The sequence below is a fragment of the Paramaledivibacter caminithermalis DSM 15212 genome, assembly GCF_900142245.1.
Taxonomy (GTDB): domain Bacteria; phylum Bacillota; class Clostridia; order Peptostreptococcales; family Caminicellaceae; genus Paramaledivibacter; species Paramaledivibacter caminithermalis.
Window position 1 is genome coordinate 14,860 of the sequence record NZ_FRAG01000008.1, and the last position, 21,421, is coordinate 36,280.

Here is a 21,421-nt window from a genome sequence, read left to right on the forward strand (position 1 = left end):
TATAGTTAATAATTATTTCAAAATGAAATATAATATAAAAAAGGTTGCGAGGTGTCAAAATTGGAGAATAGAGATGTAAAAATATCTTGTTGAGCAAGTAAAGAAAACTCTACTGGTATAGTAGAACAAGATTTTATCTGTCCTGTGTGTAAGGGAGAGAGTGAAGAAGTAAAAGAAATAACTGTTAAGCATTTTGTAGTTAATAGCCTTGTCAATAAGGTAACTGAGGATACCTATTGTATTTGTTTAAGTGAAGGTTGTGATGTTGTTTATTTCAATTTAGAAAAAGATGTAATTTTCACAAAGCATGATATTAAAATTCCTATATGGTATAAAAAGAATGCTAATCCTAAATATATATGCTACTGTAGTAAGATTACTGAGGAACAAATTGTTGATGCAGTTATTAATGATGGAGCAAGAAGCATTAAAGATATCATAAAAATTACAGGAGCAATGAAAAATTCAAATTGTGAAATTAATAATCCTTTAGGTAAATGTTGCGGGCCTTTTATTAAAGAAGTTATTGATAAAATAATGAATATAAAATGAAATTTGATGATATAGTATTTTAAGTTTGCTTGTATAATTTGAGGCACTATTTAAAGTGTCATTTGGTTTTGCCAAAATTTTAGAATTAAGAATTGAGTTTTTTAGACCTAAAATAAGAGGACTTATAATATAAAAAAATATTATAAGCCCTTTTATACTTTGTTAAGTATTAAAATGTGTTTTTCAATAGTGATAGCTACTTTGGAAATATGTTTGTATAATATAGTAAAATAATTATTATAAAAAGATGCCATAAACCATTCCAGCAATTGTAGCCATAACAACAACCAATGAAACGTAGGTTACGGTTTTTTTAGGACCAATAACACTGTTGATAACTAACATATTTGGCAAAGACAGTGCTGGGCCAGCAAGTAACAATGCAAGTGCAGGACCCTTTCCCATACCTGCTCCAATTAAACCTTGGAGTATAGGAACCTCAGTTAGGGTAGCAAAATACATAAAAGCACCAGATATCGAAGCAAAGAAATTAGCTCTCAGAGAATTACCACCAACAAGATATTCAACCCAGACTGAAGGTACGATTCCTTCATGACCTGGTCTACCTAATAAGACTCCTGCAACTAGTACACCACCAAAAAGTAAAGGTAGTATTTGGAGTGCAAATTTCCAAGTAGCGTTATACCATTCTTTTCTTTCAGATTTATTGAACCATTGTGTAATACTATACAGTAAGATTATTAAAAATATACCAGCTATAATCCATTTAATGCTAAATATAGTAGCCCATGTACCACTTTTTTCAAGTGGTTTAGCCCAATTGGCAAAAACTAAAATACCTATCATGGAAAAGAAATATACCATTGTCTTTGACAAAGATCTACTTTCTTTAACATCAAAATTAAACATATCTTCATTTAAGTCTGTTCTATTTCTTTCTTCCTTTAAAAAAATTAGATGCATTAGATAACCGATAATGATACTAAATACTATAGCACCTAAAGCTCTAGCTATACCTATCTCTAGTCCTAATACTCTAGCAGTTATAATTATAGCTAAAACATTTATTGCTGGACCTGAATATAGGAATGTAATAGCAGGCCCTAAACCAGCTCCTTTGAAATAGATACCAGAAAATAGAGGTAAGACTGTGCAAGAGCAAACGGCTAAGATAGAACCTGAGACCGAAGCTACAGAATATGAAATCCATTTTTTAGCCTTTGGTCCGAAATATTTAATAACAGAATCTTGTGATACAAAGATAGAAACAGCTCCCGCAATGAAAAATGCAGGTACTAAGCATAAAAGAACGTGTTCTCTTGCATACTCATGAAGCATAGCAAATGCTTCGAATATTGCATTTTTAAAATTTGGATTGGTAATGGGCATAAAAAAAGCGGCAATAAAAGTCAAAACAATAATAATAAATTTTTTTCTCTCACTCATATAAAAAACCCCCTTTATATTAATATATTATAATATACTAATATAATATTCGTTATGTTCATACATATTAACAATTTAATTGGATTTTTATAATAATTTTTATTTTTATATTGACAAATAGAAAAAATAAGGGTAAGCTAAAAATAAATTAGTATATTAGAATATTATAATATATTAATAAGAAAAATATTACAAAGGAGGTCGAGATTATGGAACTTGCCAAAATGGAAGTAAAGATTCTTAAGGCACTTGCACATCCAATAAGATTAAAAATAGTAAAAAAGTTAGCTAATAAAACATTATGTGTATGTGAGCTTAATGAAGATATAGAATTCAGTCAATCAAATTTATCACAACATTTAAAGATTTTAAGTGATGCAGGTATACTCATTAAAGAAAGGGATGGAACAAGAATTAATTATTATATTAAAAATGCAGATATAATTAAAGTTTTAGATATTATAGAGAATATAGTTTTTAAAGAAATTAAAAAAATTACAGAAGAAATAGGAGGAAAATAAGATGCTTAAATGGATAAATGGATTATTTCAGTTTAAGTGGCTGGACAAATTAGTAGAAAAGCTAGTAGAAAATGTATTTGGAATTTCAATGACTACAAGATTAGGTTCAAGTATACACTTTTTTATTTACGACACAATTAAAATAATTATTTTACTTGGAATTATGATTTTTACAATTTCATATATAAGAAGTTATTTTCCGCCAGAAAGAACTAAGAAGATATTAAGTAAGTTTAGTGGAATAACAGGAAATATTATGGCATCACTTTTAGGAATAGTTACGCCTTTTTGCTCATGTTCGTCTGTTCCTATATTTATTGGTTTTGTTGAAGCAGGTGTTCCTCTTGGATTAACCTTTTCATTTTTAATAACTTCACCTATTGTAAATGAAGCAGCCTTTGCTATTCTTCTTGCTTCCTTTGGATGGAAGATAGCAGTGGTTTATGTAATAACAGGTGTTGTAGTAGGAGTAGTAGGAGGATTAATAATAGGAAGCTTAAATCTAGAAAAAGAAGTAGAAGAATATGTTTATCAAATACAAATGGGGGAAGTAGCAATTGATGAATTGAGCAGTCGTGATAGAGTTAGATTTGCAATAGATAATGTTAAGGATATAGTAAAGCGAATATGGTTATTCTTAGCAATTGGCATAGGAATAGGAGCAGTTATACATGGATGGGCTCCAGCTCCCATATTAGCAAAGTATGCAGGACCAAACAATCCCTTTGCAGTACTTGTAGGAGTTTTAGTTGGAATACCCCTTTATTCAAATGCATTAGGTACGATACCAATAGCTGAAGCATTAATCAATAAAGGTGTAGGAATAGGAACTGCCCTATCCTTTATGATGGCGACTACTGCATTATCTCTCCCAGAGATGATACTTTTAAGAAAGGTTATAAAGCCTAAACTTATAACAGCCTTTGTAATTATTACAGGAATTGGGATTATTGTAGTTGGATACTTGTTTAATGGAATAGCTCACTTATTAGTTTAAGGAAATGTGGGGAAAATGAAATGAATAACCTCTTATTATATGGGATTACAATTATTTTACTCTTTTTATCTTTTATAAAAGATAAAAAGAAAACAAAAAAAGCCCTCAAAAAATCATGGAAGGCATTTGAGAATATTCTTCCTCAGTTTTTAGGTATTATTATGTTAGTAGGTATTTTACTGGCAATAATGAATCCTGAGATAATATTAAGTTTGATAGGTGAAAAATCAGGTTGGTATGGAATAATCATATCAGCTACAGTGGGAGCGATCACGCTAATTCCAGGATTTGTAGCATTTCCTACTGCTGCTATGCTCTTAGAAAAGGGGGCAGGTTATATGCAAATAGGTGCATTTGTATCTGCCCTGATGATGGTTGGAATAGTAACAATGCCAGTTGAGATTAAATTTTTTGGTAGAAAGCTTACAATTTTAAGAAATGCACTAGCTTTTGTATTTTCATTTTTAGTGGCTTTTGTTATAGGAAAGGTAGTTGGTGGGATATGAGACATATAAAAAGATATAAATTTTTTATAATAACTATAATAGTCATGATTATATTAAATCTGAATAGTGGTAATTTAGGAGTTAAAGCAATCCAAAATGTAGGGTTTAGCATGAAAGAAATGATACTCATTATTCCACCAGTATTTGTACTTTTAGGATTGTTGGATGTTTGGGTTCCAAGGGAGATTATGATGAAATATATGGGAGAAGGTTCAGGAATAAAAGGAGTTATACTTGCTTTTATACTAGGGTCCGCAGCAGCTGGACCACTCTATGGGGCATTTCCAATAGCAGCAATATTCATGAAAAAAGGAGTCAAACTTAGTAATATATTTATATTTATTGGTGCATGGTCAACAACTAAAATTCCTATGTTTCTATTTGAAATGACATCATTAGGTATGAAGTTTGCCACTACTAGGCTTTTGGTTAATGTAATAGGCATTATGCTGATTGCATATATATTGGATTTGGTAACATCAGAGGAGGAGGCAATAGAGCTATATAGAAAAGCAGAATCAAATTAATAATTTTATTGGGGTGATTGGGTGAGTAAGAAAAAATTTGGAATTTTAATTTTAGTTATTTTGGCTGTAGTAGGAGTAATTTTAGCTAAGGAACTATTTGCAAAATCTAATATAGAATCTACAAACGAAGGTTCATTTTCTATTGAGCAAGAATATGAAAAGATTAAAAAGATAAATAAACCATCTATAATAATATTTACTTATGAAGGAGATTGTTGTGAAAGCACTAAAAAATTTTTTGATAACTACAATAGTATGGCTAATAAGTTGATAAGTAAGTATAAAGATAGCTTTGAAAGCTTATATATCAATACTGGAATATTATCTAAAGATGACCAAGAAATTTTAATGAAAATTGCAAATGAAAACAGTGTAAAAAAACTTCCAACAATCGTAATAAGAAATTATGAAGGTAAGGTCATTAAAGTAATTGAGGGACCATTTATAGAGAAAGAAGTAAAAGATATTATGGATGGGTTGGTGAAATAATGGATTTTACTTCTAGTAACAATCTAATAACAACTTTATTCATTATATTTAGTACAGGATTAATTGGTGGCTTAAGCCCCTGTACTTTGCCCACTGTAGTGTTTATATCTGCTTATGTAAGTGGTAGTCAAAGTTATTCTAAGAAAAAAGGATTTGTTTTATCGCTTGCATTTGTATCTGGAATTGTACTTATGCTCACCATATTAGGTCTATTTGCAGGGATAATAGGAAATGTTTTAATGCAGACTAAAATACTTAATTATTTTATTGCTAGTGTATTGATTTTAATGGGATTATGGATTTTACAAGTAATTAATATTGATATAAGACCAAAGAATCTACAAATAACAAAAAAAGGCAGCGGCATAATAGGAGCCTTCTTACTTGGAATTCCCTTTGGAATAGCTGCTTCACCATGTACAATGCCTATTACTGCTTCAGTTCTTGCTTACTCAGCTTCAAAGGGAAGTGTATCTAATGGAATGATGCTTATGTTTATATATGCAATTGGAAGAAGTCTTCCATTACTTTTAGTCGGTACCTTTACAGGATTTTTAAATAGGATAAAGGGGATAGGTAAATATCAAGGTGTGATAGAAAAGATTAGTGGAATAGTAATGATAATATTAGCCTTATACTTCATTTGGAAGGCTTAAAATATTTTTGAAAGGGAGGAATTATTATGGCTAAAAATTGGTATCCTGTTATTAACTATGAAATATGTACTGAATGTGGTGCATGTTTTAATAAGTGTTCCCACGGGGTATATGAGAAGGATGGAGATAGACCTGTTGTTGTTCAGCCAGATAACTGTATTTATGGTTGTAGAGGATGTCAAAAACTATGTCCAGCTGCTGCAATTGAGTATGTTGGAGATACAGGGCAAACAAGCTCATGTGGTTGCAATTGTAATTGCTAATTAATAATAAATTATAGGGAGGAATTTAAATGATAATCAAAGTTTTAGGATCAGGATGTGCAAACTGTAAAAAACTTGAGGAAAATGCTAGGGAAGCAGTAAATGAATTAGGTATTGATGCAACTATCGAAAAAGTAGAAGATTTTAAAGAAATAATGAAGTATGGTGTAATGAAGACACCAGCACTGGTAGTAGATGAAAAGGTAGTTATTATGGGAAGAGTTGCTAAAGCTGATGAGATAAAAAAACATCTTAATAAGTAACAACGATTATATAGTAGCTTTCTTGTTTTAATCATAGTAGTGTTAAGTAATTTGCTTAGCACTACTATAAAAATGAATTTTGAATACCACCCATAAGTATAGGGGAAACGGAGACTAGGAGGAGATAGAAATGAATTCAAAAAAGCTTCAAAAGATGGTATTCATACTAGGATTTATGGCGTTTTGGGCTAATGGAGATAACTATGCAGTAGCCCCACTTTTAATAGATATTGCAAAGGATTTAAATATAGAAATTGGCAGAGCTGCATTATCGGTTACAGCATATATGTTATCTTTTGGACTGTTCACTATAATGTTTGGACCATTAGGTGATAGATTTGGTAAAACAAAGGTTATAAATATTGCAGCCTTTGGTACAGCGATATTTAGTATGTTAGGTGCTTTTGCTACTAATCTACCGTATCTTATAGCAGTTCGTGCAATTAATGGAGCATTTGGAGCAGGTATATTTCCAGTAACAATGGCATTGGTTGGTGAAAGTGTTCAAGCATCAGAAAGACAAAATACAATTGGAAAAGTGATGGGAATGATGTTCTTAGGTGGAGCGTCAGCTACAGCTATAGGTGGAGCTCTTGCTTACTTTGGATCATGGAGGCTTGTATATTTTATATATGGATTGGCAGAGCTTATCCTCGCTTTAACAATGTTTAAAGTCCTTGAGAAAAGTGGAGGTAAAATTGATAAGCTTAACTTTACAAAAGTGTACAAAGAAGCTTTATCAAACACAGAGTTATTAAAGATTGTATCTATAATATTTTTGATGGGTTTTAGTATATTTGGAAGCTTTACTTATTCAGGAAAGTTCGTTCAAAGTGTAACTGGATATAATATTTTAATAGTTGGTCTTATCTTAAGTTTATTTGGAATTGGGACTGTAGTTGGAGGAAGAAAGGCTGGTATTGTAAGAAAATCTCTTGGTAGTAAATTCTTATTGTTTACGGGTATACTAGGGGGCATCTCATTATTACTTTTATCATATTCAAATATTTCATTGTTAATATCAGTAGCTCTATTTGGTTTTGGTTTATCTTTTGTATTCTTACAATCTACATTAGTTATGAAAGCACAAGAAGTGATGCCAAAGCTTAGAGGAACAGCAATGTCCCTTGCGTCTTTTAATATGTTTGTAGGTGGAGGAATAGGGACTTTTATAAATGGAAAGATATTAAATAACTTTGGAATAAACAAAATTTATTTTATTGCTGCTATTGTATTATTTACAGTTGGCTTAGTAGCTAATACCTTTGTAAATTTAGAGCAAAATTCTAAGGGAAAAAAGCAAATAGCTTAGCATAACTGAAGTATAAATTCTAGCTTGTCTTATTAAGAATATAGATAAGCAACTACTATTCAAATTTTTCTATAAAATATGAATAGTAATAAATAGAATATGATTAGTGCATATTATAATATTTATAAGCCAATACTTGATTTAAGAAATAGAAAATTACAAGTATTGGCTTTCTTAATTATTAGAAGAAAGTATGATCTGATATTTATTAATAAAAAATGTATTGACAAAAGAGTAATAAAATCTTATTCTATATATAGACACATATAAATATGTCTATATATTGAGAGGATTAGGAGTGATTTGATGGAAAAAAAAGTTAAAATATTTAAGGCATTATCTGATAAAAATAGATTACTTATTATTGATATGCTATCTTGTGGCGAACTATGTGCATGTGACATTATGGATGGATTAGAGCTTACGCAGCCAACTATTTCACATCATATGAAAATACTTCAGAATGCAGGACTAGTAAATTTAAAAAAAAATGGTAAATGGACTATATATTCATTAAATAAAGAAATCTTTAATGATTTATGTGATTTTATTAACCACTTGTCATCATATAAAGAAAATTGTATTTGTGAAAAAGTTGTAAAAACAAAATGTGGTAAAGATTAGAAATTAAACAAAAAGGAGGTAATTGATGGGAGTATATATTGACTATGAAGCAATAAAGTATATTGCTAAAAATGGAATGCATGCTACTGTAAGATATACTAAGCAGGGTTGATGTCATACAGGAAATGTAGATGTGCCTGTTGTACATCTAGGAAGTCCTGAAGGTAATCTGGAAGATTATCGAATTATAAAGACAAAAGGAATTATTTTGTATGTTGTAAAAAATATTGACTTAGAAGAAGAACGATTAAGGATATCACTATCTAAACTTTTTGTTTGGGAAAAATTAACTCTTGAAGGTGGAAAGATAAGAAAATAAGGGAGGATTTACATGTCAAAGAAAAACAAACAGCAAGGTGGAGGCTTAGATTTTTTTGGAAGATACCTTACAATTTGGGTAGCATTATGTATTGTGGCAGGAGTTGTAATAGGTCAGTTAGTACCTGCATTTCCAAAAACTTTAAGTAAATTTGAGTATGCACAGGTTTCAATACCCGTTGCTATTCTTATATGGCTAATGATTTATCCTATGATGCTTAAAATTGATTTTTCAAGTATTGTTGAAGCTACGAAAAAACCAAAAGGATTAACGGTAACATGTGTTACAAACTGGCTTATAAAACCATTTACTATGTATTTAATAGCTGCATTTTTCTTGAAAATAGTTTTTAAAGCACTTATTCCTGCAGATTTAGCAACAGATTACTTAGCAGGAGCGGTACTTTTAGGAGCTGCGCCTTGTACAGCTATGGTTTTTGTGTGGAGTCATTTAACCGATGGAGATCCAGCTTATACTTTAGTTCAGGTTGCTGTAAATGATCTTATCCTATTATTTGCCTTTACACCAATAGTTGCATTTTTACTTGGAGTTTCTGATGTAGTAGTTCCATATGATACTCTATTTTTATCTGTTGTACTATTTGTTGTAATACCCCTTGCAGGTGGATATCTATCAAGAAAATATATAATAAAAAACAAGGGTTTAGATTATTTTGAAAATGTATTTATTAAAAAGTTTGACAATATAACAATTATTGGGCTTTTACTAACACTTGTAATAATTTTCTCATTCCAGGGAGAAGTTATAATTAACAATCCACTTCATATTGGATTGATTGCAGTACCACTTATTATACAAACCTTCTTTATATTTATTATTGCCTATGGTTGGGCTAAGGTTTGGAAGCTTCCACATAATATTGCAGCACCAGCCTCAATGATAGGGGCAAGTAACTTTTTCGAACTTGCTGTTGCAGTAGCAATATCATTATTTGGACTTCAGTCTGGAGCAGCCCTTGCTACAGTAGTTGGTGTGTTGGTGGAAGTACCATTAATGCTTACACTTGTAAAGATTGCAAATAATACAAAGCATTGGTTTAAAGCTGCAAAATAGACAATTCAAAATGCCACAGTATAAAGACTATAACTAGGAGGATTTATCATGAAAAAGAAGGTAGCATTTGTTTGTGTTCACAACTCATGTCGTTCTCAAATGGCAGAAGGATGGGCTAAGAAATTAGGTAGTGATGTTCTTGAGGTATATTCGGCAGGAACTGAAGAATATCCAGAAGTAAAACCTAAAGCAGTACAGGTAATGGAGGAAGCAGGGGTAGATATGAGTGAGCATCATCCTAAACTTCTAACTGATATCCCAGAAGAAATAGATATTTTAGTAACTATGGGATGTAACGTGGTTTGTCCATATGTGCCATGCAAGCACTCAGAAGATTGGGGGCTTGAAGACCCATCTGGAGGACCAATTGAAGGATTCAGAGAAACAAGAGATATTGTAAAGAAAAAAGTAGAAGAGTTAATTCAAAGAGTAAAAAGGGGTGAATTGTAAAAATTTAATAGCTTAGCAATATACTTCAAATTAACCTATTGTGATAGTTTCTATCACGAGAGTTTTAATATTTCTTTTTCGCTCATGTAATAAAACTGTTTTTTTATATTGTTTTGAAGGTGAAAACAGGTTTATAAAAATCACTCAAATGAAATATTAAAACTCTCTAAGGTATTTTATAAACAAAAAATTTAATTAACTAGCACAAGAAGTTAAATTAAAGATTGAATTTAATAATTAAATAGGTAATGAAAACACTCATTACCTATTTGCTGTATATACCAATATTTTAAGGAGGATAAATCAATGAAAATAGAATTTTTTGAGCCAGCAATGTGTTGTTCAACGGGTGTGTGTGGACCGAGTGTAGATGAAAAATTAGTTAAACTAATGGAAAATATAGAACATTTGAAAAAGAAGCATGAAGGTATTCAGATAGAAAGATATATGATAACGCAGCAACCAATGAAATTTAAGGAAAATGAAAAAGTATATAAACTAGTAAAAGATAATGGAAGAAAAGTGCTCCCAGTAACAACTATTAATGGTGAAGTTATTAAAACTCATGAATACCCAACCCTTGAAGAGATGGAAAAAAGCTTAGGAGATGAATAAAATGGAAACTAAATTCATATTTTTCTCTGGAAAAGGTGGCGTAGGTAAAACCTCAATGGCATGCACTACTGGAGTTTATTATGCCGACCAAGGTAAACGAACATTAATAGTTACAACAGATCCAGCTGCTAATCTCTCTGATGTCTTTGAGCAGGAAATAGGTCACAGAGTGACGGAAATTGATGGATTAGAAAACCTATTTGCGATGGAGATTGATCCTGAAAAAGCTACTAATGAGTATAAAGAAAGATCTCTTGCACCTATGAGAGAGCTTTTCGATGAAGAAATGATAAAAATTGCCGAGGAGCAGCTTAGTGGGCCATGTACAGAAGAAATGGCATCCTTTGACAAGTTTATTGACTTCATGGAGGAAGATACATTTGATATTATTATCTTCGATACTGCTCCAACAGGGCATACAATTAGACTTTTGGAACTCCCAGTAGATTGGAGTAAACATATCGAAGAAAGTGCAAAGGGTAGTGGGCAAACCTGTATGGGGCCTGTAGCACTTATACAAGAAAGCAAACAAAAATACGATCATGCAATTGAAAAGCTGAGGGACACAGATAAAACGGATTTTATCTTTGTAATGCAGCCAGAACAAACGTCTCTACAAGAAACAATAAGGTCATCTAATGAACTGAAGGAATTAGGAATAAATACAACAAAAATAATTATTAATGGTTTTATCCCAAAGGAAGAAGCTATCAATCACTTTTTTAAATCAAGATATGATATGCAGCAAAGCTATTTAGCAAAGGCTAAGGAAACATTTATAGATATTCCTATAGTAACAATGGAACTATTTGATTCAGAGCTTAAAGGTATAGAGATGTTCAGAAAGAGTTCACAAAAACTATTTAAAGGGAATAATGATAAAAAGAGTATAGAGAATCTTATCTACCCTCAAAACGGAAAAAGAAAAAACATATTCTTTTCAGGTAAAGGTGGAGTAGGGAAGACATCTATGGCTTGTGTTACTGCAATACAAACTGCAAAGAATGGTTATAAAACTCTACTAATGACAACCGATCCCGCAGCACATATTGGGAATGTATTAGAAAAGCCTGTTACAGATGAAATTACGGAAATAGATGGAGTAGATAATCTATATGCAGTAAAGATTGACCAAAAGAAAGCAACAGAAGAATATAAGAATATGATATTATCAGATGCTAGAGAAAAGTTTGATAAAACAACAGTAATGACTATGGAAGAAGAATTGGATTCACCTTGTACAGAAGAAATGGCAGCTTTCCAAAAGTTTATCGAATATGCAAATCTAGAGGATTTTGAAGTGATTGTATTTGATACAGCTCCGACAGGACATACCTTGAGATTACTAGAACTCCCAATGGATTGGAGTAAACAAATCCAATTTAAAGCAGGAGAGTCAGCAGACATAAGTGAAGCAGATAAAAAGCAAAGAGTAAAATTTCAGAGGGTTATAGAAATGTTGAAGGATGAAGAAAGAACTACATTTGCTTTTGTAATGTATCCTGAGAAAACACCAATCATAGAAGCCTTTAGAGCATCAAAAGAGTTAGAAACTGTAGGAATAAAAACTCAGCTAGCTGTTGCAAACCTTATTATTCCAAAGGAGCAAGCGATTACACCTTTTTTCAGGAATAGAAGAAGGATGCAGATAAAATATTTTGATGAAATCGTAGAGAGGTTTAATGAAGCTAAAATACTTCAAGTTCCCATGTATGATAATGAGATTAAAGGTATTGATATGCTAAAGAGGATAGGAGAAAACTGTTTTTAAAGACATTGAATTTTGAAAATATAAAAGAGAAATGTCCAGTAAAGATTTCTATAATGAAATTCAAAGACTAATAAAGTATAGAGAAAAATAAACGAATTGAGTAACCATAAGCTAAGATTTCTTAGGAGTAGTCACCAAATAAAATAATGGGAAAAGGGGGAACTATCGTGAATTGTTATTATAATCCATATGCTATAGACCGTATTAAGGAGAAAGAAAAAGTGCAAAATGAAAGAATAGAAAAAATGGAAAATGCAATAGGAGAGATAGTGAGGGAATTGAAAAATATTGGTGAGAGATTAGAAAAAATAGAGAAAAAGATTCAAGGATAATAAAAAAAATAGGGAAATTAAGACGTGACTATCCTATGAAATCTAGCTATTTTGTACAAAATTATTTATATGTAAAAACATAAGAAATATAGATAAACTAAATAATGTAATAGTATATAAAGATATCAATTATGTTAAAGATAAATTAATTAGTAGAATAGGAATACTAAAAAATAATGAGTTAGAGAGAGGATTTATTCAAGAGACATTCTATTAAGTTGTGACTACAAATCAAATAACCATCTTTACGGTTACTAAAGTAACCTGTTAATAAAAAGTATTTGAAGGGGGATAAAGTAATGAAAAATTCTAATGATCCTTATGGTATAGGCAGAATGAAAGAAAAAGAAAAATTAGAAAATGCAAGAATGGAAAAAATTGAGAAGGCAATAGGTGAAATGGTAAAGGAATTAAGGAATATTGGAGACAAATTAGAAAAAATCGAAAAAAAGATTTAAAAATAAATTTTCACACTATCTAAAGTAAGTCTTAAGACCTTGGCTAATATAGTATTGATTGGTCAAGGTCTTAAGACAAGGGTAAGACAAGGGGACGTTTCGTTTGTCTTGCTTACTATAGAAGACAAGGGGACGTTTCGTTTGTCTTGCTTACTATATTATGCTATTTTTAAATAGCATAATATAGTATGAAGAATGATTCATTAATAATATGATATTAATAAATAGCTATAGAAGAAAAAAGTATAACAAAATAGATACAAGTATATAAAAATCTATTAAATATTAGGGATTACAGAAGCGGTAATAGGGAAAGTAGTCTAATCATAACCACCCGTAAAATCCCTATATCTTTTTTCATTTTCCCATATATTTATACTTTGGTTCAGACACTATATGGTACTTACAATTCCATTTAGTATGTGATAAAATATTTATGCATTTCATTGGATTTCCCCCTTTGCTTTTTAGTTGGTTGGTCAATGACTATATTATATAGCATTGGTTTTTTTTTCCTCGCCGCTAAAGCTTTTTAGAACCACTAGCTTAGGGGGTGGTATTTATAATACAACAAAGACAAATGAAGTATCCATTTATTTTACCATAAAAAAACAGCTTCATAGGATAATTTGCTCTTAGCCTAGAAAGCTGTTCTAAAAACTGTTTTCCTTGATATTAATGACCGTAGTTACCTTCATCAGCTTCTGCTTTAGTTACATGAATCGTACCATGTGGATGCTCAGGTGGTGCATAGATAGTATATAATTTAAGTGGTTTATTACCTGTATTGATTACATTGTGCCATTTGCCAGCAGGTATCATTATTGCATAGTCATCATAGACTTTTTTTTGATAATCCAACTTATCTTTTTTATCTCCTATTTTAACGAGTCCCTGACCTTCTTCAATACGTATAAATTGATCCACTGTAGGATGAACTTCTAAACCTATGTCTTCTCCAGCCTTAATGCTCATCAATGTAACTTGTAAATTATCTCCTGTCCATAAAGCAGTACGGTAAGTATTATTTTGCTTAGTAGCGTCTTCAATATTAACTACAAAGGGTTCAGATCCATAATCCTTCAATTTAATAAATTGCTTTGGAAATTTTAAGTTAAACATCGGGGTGTTACACCAGTAAGGATATGGATAGGTTCTATAAAAATTATACATATTGCCAAAACCATAGATTGGTGTGCTAATGTAGTAAGGTGAGGGATATGTTTGATAAGCATTGTACATATTATTCATTCCTTTCATAGTTTTATAAAATTATCATATGTTCTATGTTTAGGGAATGTGATTAGATTTATAAAGATTATTTAGATGAAATATTGGAATTTCCTTATATATCTTAAAAAAATCTATTCATTATTTGATGGTTTAAATTAATAGTTCTACTTAAATAATTTGAATCATAGAAATTTTTTCTATGGCTCTTTTTATTAATTTTTAAGTAAAAGAGTCCAATTTGTGTATATAGATATTACAACATTTGTACTATTCATAGACCTAATTGATGTAATATACTGATAATACAGAAGATGTACTTTTCATAGATGATGGGGATATTAAAGTGACGAGTGTTGTGATAAAATCTGTAAATGGTATACATATAAGATTAGCCAGTGAATTGCTAATGCAGCAGGGGTAAAATATACAATTTTTGCAAATAAATTATAAACAGAACTATGGATATGAGGAGATTTAAATCGATTTTGACATCATGTAAAGAGAAACCATTAGTATCAGTATACAAAGTGAGCACTCATATAGAAATTTGTTAAACAATAGTATTATGGAGGTTATTATGATTTTAGACTATCGAAGTAGTATGTTGCTAACAAAATTAATAAATACAGATGACTATATATCTATAGAGGTGCTAGCTGAGAAACTGTCACTTTCAAAGCGTATGATTTATTACGATTTAAAAAAGGTCAATATGTGGTTGGAATATAATAATTTTAGTCCAGTTCAGAATATTCATACTTTAGGGCTTTTTATTCAAGAAGAAGAAAAGGAAGAGATTAAAAAGGTATTTGATAAGATTCAAGGAGTAAGATATGAATATTCTGCCAATGAAAGAAAGGCACTAATCGTTATTCATATAACAGCTTGTAATGGTAGTGTGTTTCTAAATAATCTAATTGAAATTATTGATGTAAGTCGAAATACTATCCTGTCAGACTTAAAGGAACTAAAAAAGGAAGTAAGAAAATTCAATGTTGAAGTTATGTCCGATAGAAAGAAAGGATATCTTTTGAATGGAACTGAGAGGGATATACGAAGCTGTTTGGTCTTTTATCTTTCACAGTTAATTAACATACATGATGGAAGGTGGTTTGAATGGCATTTTCAAAGCTTTGATTTTATTTGGCGTTTTGATATTGATGAAATAAACAGTATTCTTTGTGAATGTGAACGTTTTTTAAACGTAGAGTATACTTATGAATTTTATTCTAAATTTTCATTACAACTGATATTTTTCATTAATCGAATAGAAAATGAAAAAACAGTAAAGATTGATGCTGAAGAAAAAAAGATTCTTATAGAAACAAAGGAATATAAAGCCGCTCAGTACATTGCTGAACGATTGAAAGTGCTTTACAAAGTTAGACTCTCTGAGGATGAAATTACATATATTACAATACATTTTTTATGTGCACGGATTAACAATCCAAACAGTTCAGATGTGTTGAATGAAAATGAAGGATACTTAAAAAAACTAATTAAGAACATGGTCGATGCTTTCCAACGGTTTGCTTGTGTAAATTTTCAACAAAGAGGCAATCTAGAGAAGAATTTGCTACTTCATTTAAAGCCAGCTTACTACAGGATTAAATACAGCATAAACACTAATGCACCATTGACTAATCAGGTGATGGATAAGTACAGCTCTCTGTTTTTCTTAACAAAAAAAGTTGTGCAGCACTTAGAAAAAGATCTCAATATTGAGCTGAATGATGATGAAATAGCTTATATAGCTATGCATTTCGGTGGTTGGATGAAGAAAGAAGGCTTAGTTTCACCAGTAAGGAAAAAGGCTATTATTGTATGTTCAAGCGGGATAGGCACAGCACAGCTTTTGAAGATTCAATTAGATGAACTGTTTTCAACAGTTGATATTATTAAAATAATAACACTGAGAGAATATGAGAATGAAAATTATGAAGTTGATTTTATAATTTCTACGGTACCACTAAAAAAGAAAAAAAAATATCAGAATGTATTTGTTGTGTCACCTATATTAAGTGACCTAGAAAAAGAGTTGCTTTTAAGTCGGATTAATACTGCAATCGGGGTTAACGATAATAAAGTGAAATATATAGAAACATTAATGGAAATAATCGAACAACATTCTCAGATTAATAACAGGGATAAATTGAAGAGTGATATAACAAATTATATCTTTAAAGCCCAAGTAGAAATTAAGGAGGATAAAAAACCTATGCTTAAGGAATTGCTAAGAACAGATTATATAAAATTTATTGATAAAGTAGATAATTGGGAGGAGGCGATAAAAATTGCATCGGAACCTTTACTTGCAAATGAGCATATTGAAAAACAGTATGTTGATGCGATGATCGATAGCGTCAGAGAAATGGGACCGTATATTGTTATTGCACCTAAAATAGCAATACCTCATTCTCGTCCAGAAAATGGAGTGAAGAAGATAGGGATGAGTTTTTTAGGGATTAAAAACGGCGTTTCTTTTTCGGAAGAAGAAAAACATAGGGTTTATATTATGATTGTGTTAGCAGCAATAGACAACGAAACACATTTAAAGGCTTTGGCTCAATTATCTTCTTTGTTATCAGATGAGAAAAACATTGAAGAATTAATTAATGCAAATTCAGTAGATACAGTAATTGAGAAGGTGGAACAATATTCGATAAAATAACCCTTTTTTTAGCTTAAAAAAGATAAGAATACTCATATTTGAATTTATTTTTAAAATATCGTTTACTACTTTTTTATGTAATAGGATTATATTTTTATAAAAAATTTATAGAGTGATTGAAAATCTGATGTTTTAGAAGAAAGTAATAGAAAACCTTTAAATTTAAGCTAAACGCTATAGTAGTACCAATTGGAGGTGATACAAGATTGGGATGTTCCATGATTAGAAGTTTAATTTAGTTAATTATTTTAGTGTAGGAGGTAAAAATCATGAAGAAAATTCTTATTGTATGTGGAAATGGTTTAGGTAGCAGTTTTATTGTTGAAATGAATGCTAAAAAAATTCTTAATGAGCTAGGAATTAAAGCTGAAGTAGCACATACTGATTTAGCATCTGCAAAAACAGAAAAGGCTGACTTCTATATTGGTTCTCCAGCAATTGTTAATAACTTAGTAGATGGAGAGAGGAAAGTTATCCAATTAGCTAATTTATTAGATAAAGAAGAATTGAGGAAAGTTCTTGAGGAAAATTTAGGAGGAGAATAATATGTATGATTTAATAATGAAAGATATTTTAGGCTCACCAGCAATTCTTGTAGGATTATTTGCATTATTTGGGCTCTTGCTTCAGAAAAAGAGCAGTGCTGAAGTGATTTCAGGTACTTTGAAAACGATTATGGGTTTTATAATATTAGGAGGCGGAGCTGGTATACTAATTAGTTCCTTAGATATTTTTGGAAAAATGTTTGAATATGCCTTCAACATACAAGGAGTTATTCCAAATAATGAAGCTATTGTTGCAGTTGCACAAAAGACTTTTGGTAAAGAAACAGCACTTATTATGTTATTTGGTATGCTGGTAAATATATTGGTAGCAAGAATAACTAAAATGAAATATATTTTTTTAACAGGGCATCATACCATGTTTATGGCATGTATGATTGGTGTAATTTTAGCAACTTCAGGTATGACAGGTATTATGATGGTTATTGTAGGAGCTATGATTTTAGGATTTTTAATGGCAGCATTACCAGCAATGTTACAGCCATTTACTAGAGAAATTACTGGCAGTGATGATTTTGCAATTGGTCACTTTGGGTCTATAGGATATTTTTGTGCAGCAGTAATTGGAAAAGTGGCAGGGGATAAAGAAAAGTCAACAGAAACTATTAAAGTACCGCAATCTCTAGGTTTTCTAAGAGATACTTCTGTTGCAGTATCCTTAACAATGACAATACTATTTATGGTTGTGGCAATTGCGGCAGGTTCTGAATACATTAAAACTGAGCTAAGTGGCGGTCAAAACTTTTTGATTTTTTCATTGATGCAAGGGATTACATTTGCAGCAGGGGTTTATATAATATTGGCAGGTGTTAGAATGTTGCTGGCAGAGATTATTCCAGCATTTAAGGGAATTGCTGATAAAATTGTACCAAATGCAATTCCTGCCTTGGATTGTCCAGCAGTATTCCCATTTGCTCCAAATGCAGTTATCATTGGATTCTTTTTCAGCTTTATTGCTGGTGTTGTATCTATGTTTATATTACCGTTATTTGGTCTTAAAATAATTGTACCTGGGTTAATACCCCACTTCTTTACGGGTGCAGCTGCTGGTGTATTCGGTAATGCCACTGGAGGAAAAAGAGGAGCTATTGTTGGTTCATTTGCAAATGGCCTATTGATTAGCTTTTTGCCAGCATTATTATTACCTGTTTTAGGGGACTTAGGTTTCCAAGGCACAACATTTGGAGATTCAGACTTTGGAGTTGTAGGAATCATAATCGGCTTTATTTCTAATTTATTTAATTAATGTGAAATGAGGTCAGGGTTAAAAAGTTGAATTGCCTTACTAATCTTTAATTAAAAAATATAGATTAAACAATACTTTGGGGAAACTAAAAGGCAGTCATTTAAAAGTTAGTTAAATGACTGCTTTTTCCATACACATATTCGATTACGTCCATAATGCTTTGCTTTATATAAAGCTTTGTCAGCATAGCTAAACAAAAACTGTGGAAATGTTTTTTGGGTTGGAATCATATTTGCTAGGCCAATGCTTACAGTTTGATAATTACTAATCTTCGAATATTTGTGTTCTATTTTAAGCTTGTATAATGCTTCAACAATATTATTTCCTATTTTTTCAGATTGTTTTATATCTATATTGGTCAATAATACAATAAATTCATCTCCTCCATAACGAGCTACATATCCTCCATACTTCTTTACGTTATGTTTTAACACAAAAGCTATTTTTTTTAAAAGTTCGTCACCTTTGAGATGCCCATAATTGTCGTTATATTCTTTAAAATAATCTACATCTATTAAAAATAATGAAAGACTTTCTTTAGTTTCAATACCTTTTTTCCATTCATCTTCAAATATCTCCATAAATTTTCTACGATTAAGTATTGATGTCAAATCATCAAGAGCTGAAAGTAAATCCTTTTCTTTTGCATATTTTTCTGCACTTTTTACTCTAAACCATAAATGTGTCGCCATTATGCCTATAATTAAATTAATCAATATGAATCCACATATCCATATTGAATATTCTAATAAAATTTTATTGTACTTTTTAATAAATATATCTACGCCTATCAGTCCTATATAGTTTCCATTATCATCATAGAAAGGTGCATAACCCGTTATATAATTACCCCATCTATCTCTCACAATATGATAAGAGGTTTTTTTACTTTCATATATATCATAAAATTTTTTATCCATCACATTATATCTATCTTTATCAACATACCACTTACCATTGGTATCTTCTAGGCGAACTTCGTCACTTATAACTGCGTCTAATAAGTATATAACCTGTAAAGGGGTTCCTAGTTTGGCATTATATATTTCTTCTTCACCAGCTTCAACAGTGTATTTTACTTGTGAAGGGATTAAAGGAACTTCAAGATAGACATATTTGATATCAGAATCTTTAATAACAGACCTTATATCTTTTTCAAATTCTTTATTGATAGGATGCTGCAATACTTTATTAAAATCTAATCTTAGCAGTTCATTAAAGTCTTTTTCTTTTAAAACAAATCTTTGTGAGATATCTTTAGCTAATAGCATTGCTTTATTACCTAGTTGTTCTTTTATGTTTTTTGCTACTCTAGTATATGAGAAGTAGGATAAAAACAATAGGGAAGTAATCCAAATAACTGCAATTATAATGAAATACCTCCTATAATATGAATGAACCTTATTATTAGCTAATTTTTTACTATACACTTCTTCACCCCAGTGTAATATTTTTTATGGATATAGCTATATACATGCTATCGTAATTTTCAGCATATTTCAACATTTTTTATAGATGAAGAAACAGGATTAACTCAACAAATGGCATCTAGAATTGAAGAGGTTGGTAATTCTCCAACTCTAAGAAACTTTTTAAGATATCTTGATGGAGTTAGATTGGAGTACAAAATATAGTAGAGAGAGTCAAGTAAGCTATCTACATATTGTATTTTAAAATTATTAATTTTTAACTACGCAAGTTTCTCAATTATAAAAAATATTTTTAATACTTAATATTCAAGTATGGTATTTTTTTGTTTTTTTGGTATCATTATTTACATAGAAGCTGTATTTACAAAAAATATATAGATATTTCAGTAAAGCAGTTAATTTATACACATCAAAACTCCTTAAAAGCCCTAGATATTTTGATATGTATAAATTAAGTTTTACTATGGGAAATCTATATGAATGAAAAATTAATAAATAAAGAAGCTATTATTACAGGAACTTTTAGAGAACTTGTTTTCAAATTCAAGTAAAAAGATTATGGTTATAAAATATTTGTAATGTAGGTGAGAAGAATGAGGGTATTTTATGCAGTTACATTTCATAAGGAAACAAAAGAAAGATTATTTGAATATCGGAACATGGTTGTTAAACATTCAATCAAGGGTAGATTTACAAGTCTAAATAATTTTCATTTAACCTTGGAGTTTATTGGTAAAGTTAATTCAAAGGAATTAAGTTTACTTGTGGATATTTTATACAAGCTGAAACATCCTCCTAAGCAGCTTATCATATCTCACATTGGGTCATTTAAAAGGAAAAATAAAGAGATCATCTGGCTGGGAATTGATAAAAATTGGGAGCTTATAAGATTGCAAAAAGAATTAAGAAATTTATTAATGAAAAATGAATTTGAGATTGATAATAGAAGCTATAGACCTCATATTACTATAGGTAGACAAATAGTAAGGAAAGACTCAATAAAAGAAATTATTGTAAATCCTATACAAGTACCAATACGTTCAATAGCTCTCATGGAAAGCAAAAGAGTAGGTGAAAAGTTGGTCTATGAACCATTGAAGGAAATAATTATATAAGAGGTAATAATTAAAACGAAAATTTAG

Annotated in this window: 25 protein-coding genes and 1 pseudogene; 22 read left to right on the forward strand and 4 right to left on the reverse strand. The window is 30.5% G+C overall.

The window, feature by feature from the left end; genetic code table 11:
• Positions 1-60: 60 nt before the first annotated feature.
• Entirely contained in the window at positions 61-552 is a 492-nt protein-coding gene (locus tag BUB36_RS04605; protein WP_408633770.1) for a Csac_0668 family 2Fe-2S cluster-binding (seleno)protein, read from the forward strand.
• A gap of 237 nt (positions 553-789) precedes the next feature.
• Here the strand turns inward: BUB36_RS04605 and BUB36_RS04610 are convergent, their stop codons facing one another.
• Positions 790-1,959, reverse strand: a complete 1,170-nt coding sequence (locus BUB36_RS04610; protein ID WP_073147510.1) for a permease — start codon at positions 1,957-1,959, stop codon at positions 790-792.
• Positions 1,960-2,168: 209 nt separating this feature from the next.
• On the opposite strand from BUB36_RS04610, the gene BUB36_RS04615 reads away from it, so the two are divergent.
• The 17 genes from BUB36_RS04615 (at position 2,169) to BUB36_RS19595 (ending at position 13,136) form a co-directional block, all read left to right on the forward strand.
• Positions 2,169-2,480 (forward strand): ArsR/SmtB family transcription factor, encoded by a 312-nt coding sequence (locus BUB36_RS04615; protein WP_073147512.1) that lies wholly within the window; start codon positions 2,169-2,171, stop codon positions 2,478-2,480.
• Position 2,481: 1 nt separating this feature from the next.
• Positions 2,482-3,477, forward strand: coding sequence for a permease (locus BUB36_RS04620; RefSeq protein WP_073147514.1), 996 nt, complete (start codon positions 2,482-2,484; stop codon positions 3,475-3,477).
• Between the two features lie 20 nt (positions 3,478-3,497).
• Positions 3,498-3,983 carry a permease gene (locus BUB36_RS04625; RefSeq protein WP_073147516.1) on the forward strand — a complete coding sequence of 162 codons (486 nt, stop codon included), beginning with the start codon at positions 3,498-3,500 and terminating at the stop codon, positions 3,981-3,983.
• Positions 3,980-4,510 (forward strand): permease, encoded by a 531-nt coding sequence (locus tag BUB36_RS04630; RefSeq protein WP_073147518.1) that lies wholly within the window; start codon positions 3,980-3,982, stop codon positions 4,508-4,510. Before BUB36_RS04625 ends, BUB36_RS04630 begins: the two co-directional genes overlap by 4 nt.
• 21 nt (positions 4,511-4,531) lie before the next feature.
• Complete coding sequence (locus BUB36_RS04635) at positions 4,532-4,999, forward strand: hypothetical protein (RefSeq protein ID WP_073147520.1); 468 nt, start codon at positions 4,532-4,534, stop codon at positions 4,997-4,999.
• Positions 4,999-5,655 (forward strand): cytochrome c biogenesis CcdA family protein, encoded by a 657-nt coding sequence (locus tag BUB36_RS04640; RefSeq protein ID WP_073147522.1) that lies wholly within the window; start codon positions 4,999-5,001, stop codon positions 5,653-5,655. Before BUB36_RS04635 ends, BUB36_RS04640 begins: the two co-directional genes overlap by 1 nt.
• A gap of 26 nt (positions 5,656-5,681) precedes the next feature.
• The gene (locus BUB36_RS04645) at positions 5,682-5,918 is read left to right on the forward strand and encodes an ATP-binding protein (RefSeq protein WP_073147524.1); all 237 of its coding nucleotides are present in this window, start codon (positions 5,682-5,684) and stop codon (positions 5,916-5,918) included.
• A 29-nt stretch (positions 5,919-5,947) separates the two neighbouring features.
• Positions 5,948-6,181 carry a thioredoxin family protein gene (locus tag BUB36_RS04650; protein WP_073147525.1) on the forward strand — a complete coding sequence of 78 codons (234 nt, stop codon included), beginning with the start codon at positions 5,948-5,950 and terminating at the stop codon, positions 6,179-6,181.
• A gap of 130 nt (positions 6,182-6,311) precedes the next feature.
• Positions 6,312-7,493 carry an MFS transporter gene (locus tag BUB36_RS04655; RefSeq protein ID WP_073147526.1) on the forward strand — a complete coding sequence of 394 codons (1,182 nt, stop codon included), beginning with the start codon at positions 6,312-6,314 and terminating at the stop codon, positions 7,491-7,493.
• A 306-nt stretch (positions 7,494-7,799) separates the two neighbouring features.
• Complete coding sequence (locus BUB36_RS04660) at positions 7,800-8,117, forward strand: ArsR/SmtB family transcription factor (protein ID WP_073147527.1); 318 nt, start codon at positions 7,800-7,802, stop codon at positions 8,115-8,117.
• 133 nt (positions 8,118-8,250) lie between these two features.
• On the forward strand, positions 8,251-8,436 hold the full coding sequence (locus tag BUB36_RS04665) for a hypothetical protein (protein ID WP_073147528.1): 186 nt from the start codon (positions 8,251-8,253) through the stop codon (positions 8,434-8,436).
• A gap of 12 nt (positions 8,437-8,448) precedes the next feature.
• Entirely contained in the window at positions 8,449-9,510 is a 1,062-nt protein-coding gene (gene arsB / locus BUB36_RS04670) for an ACR3 family arsenite efflux transporter (protein WP_073147529.1), read from the forward strand.
• Between the two features lie 48 nt (positions 9,511-9,558).
• Entirely contained in the window at positions 9,559-9,960 is a 402-nt protein-coding gene (locus BUB36_RS04675) for an arsenate reductase ArsC (protein ID WP_073147530.1), read from the forward strand.
• Between the two features lie 306 nt (positions 9,961-10,266).
• A complete protein-coding gene (gene arsD, locus BUB36_RS04680) occupies positions 10,267-10,575 on the forward strand; it encodes an arsenite efflux transporter metallochaperone ArsD (RefSeq protein ID WP_073147531.1) in 309 nt (102 codons plus the stop codon).
• A gap of 1 nt (position 10,576) precedes the next feature.
• The gene (locus BUB36_RS20120) at positions 10,577-12,346 is read left to right on the forward strand and encodes a TRC40/GET3/ArsA family transport-energizing ATPase (RefSeq protein WP_165613027.1); all 1,770 of its coding nucleotides are present in this window, start codon (positions 10,577-10,579) and stop codon (positions 12,344-12,346) included.
• A 167-nt stretch (positions 12,347-12,513) separates the two neighbouring features.
• Complete coding sequence (locus tag BUB36_RS19590) at positions 12,514-12,678, forward strand: hypothetical protein (protein WP_165613028.1); 165 nt, start codon at positions 12,514-12,516, stop codon at positions 12,676-12,678.
• A 299-nt stretch (positions 12,679-12,977) separates the two neighbouring features.
• Positions 12,978-13,136: a hypothetical protein gene (locus BUB36_RS19595; RefSeq protein WP_165613029.1), complete on the forward strand. Its 159-nt coding sequence runs from the start codon at positions 12,978-12,980 to the stop codon at positions 13,134-13,136.
• A gap of 334 nt (positions 13,137-13,470) precedes the next feature.
• Here BUB36_RS19595 and BUB36_RS19210 read toward each other — a convergent pair.
• Positions 13,471-13,583, reverse strand: a pseudogene (locus tag BUB36_RS19210) (IS200/IS605 family transposase); the annotation flags it as partial.
• 228 nt (positions 13,584-13,811) lie between these two features.
• Positions 13,812-14,309 (reverse strand): cupin domain-containing protein, encoded by a 498-nt coding sequence (locus tag BUB36_RS04690; RefSeq protein WP_330390411.1) that lies wholly within the window; start codon positions 14,307-14,309, stop codon positions 13,812-13,814.
• A gap of 637 nt (positions 14,310-14,946) precedes the next feature.
• Between BUB36_RS04690 and BUB36_RS04695 the strand changes: the two genes are divergently transcribed.
• The 3 genes from BUB36_RS04695 (at position 14,947) to BUB36_RS04705 (ending at position 18,849) form a co-directional block, all read left to right on the forward strand.
• On the forward strand, positions 14,947-17,040 hold the full coding sequence (locus tag BUB36_RS04695) for a BglG family transcription antiterminator (RefSeq protein ID WP_073147534.1): 2,094 nt from the start codon (positions 14,947-14,949) through the stop codon (positions 17,038-17,040).
• A gap of 269 nt (positions 17,041-17,309) precedes the next feature.
• Complete coding sequence (locus BUB36_RS04700; RefSeq protein ID WP_073147535.1) at positions 17,310-17,585, forward strand: PTS sugar transporter subunit IIB; 276 nt, start codon at positions 17,310-17,312, stop codon at positions 17,583-17,585.
• Position 17,586: 1 nt separating this feature from the next.
• The gene (locus tag BUB36_RS04705; protein WP_073147536.1) at positions 17,587-18,849 is read left to right on the forward strand and encodes a PTS ascorbate transporter subunit IIC; all 1,263 of its coding nucleotides are present in this window, start codon (positions 17,587-17,589) and stop codon (positions 18,847-18,849) included.
• A gap of 107 nt (positions 18,850-18,956) precedes the next feature.
• Here BUB36_RS04705 and BUB36_RS04710 read toward each other — a convergent pair whose 3' ends face one another.
• Positions 18,957-20,279, reverse strand: coding sequence for a GGDEF domain-containing protein (locus BUB36_RS04710; protein ID WP_073147538.1), 1,323 nt, complete (start codon positions 20,277-20,279; stop codon positions 18,957-18,959).
• Positions 20,280-20,872: 593 nt separating this feature from the next.
• Here BUB36_RS04710 and thpR point away from each other — a divergent pair.
• Positions 20,873-21,394 (forward strand): RNA 2',3'-cyclic phosphodiesterase, encoded by a 522-nt coding sequence (gene thpR / locus BUB36_RS04715; RefSeq protein WP_073147540.1) that lies wholly within the window; start codon positions 20,873-20,875, stop codon positions 21,392-21,394.
• The last annotated feature ends 27 nt before the right edge of the window (positions 21,395-21,421 follow it).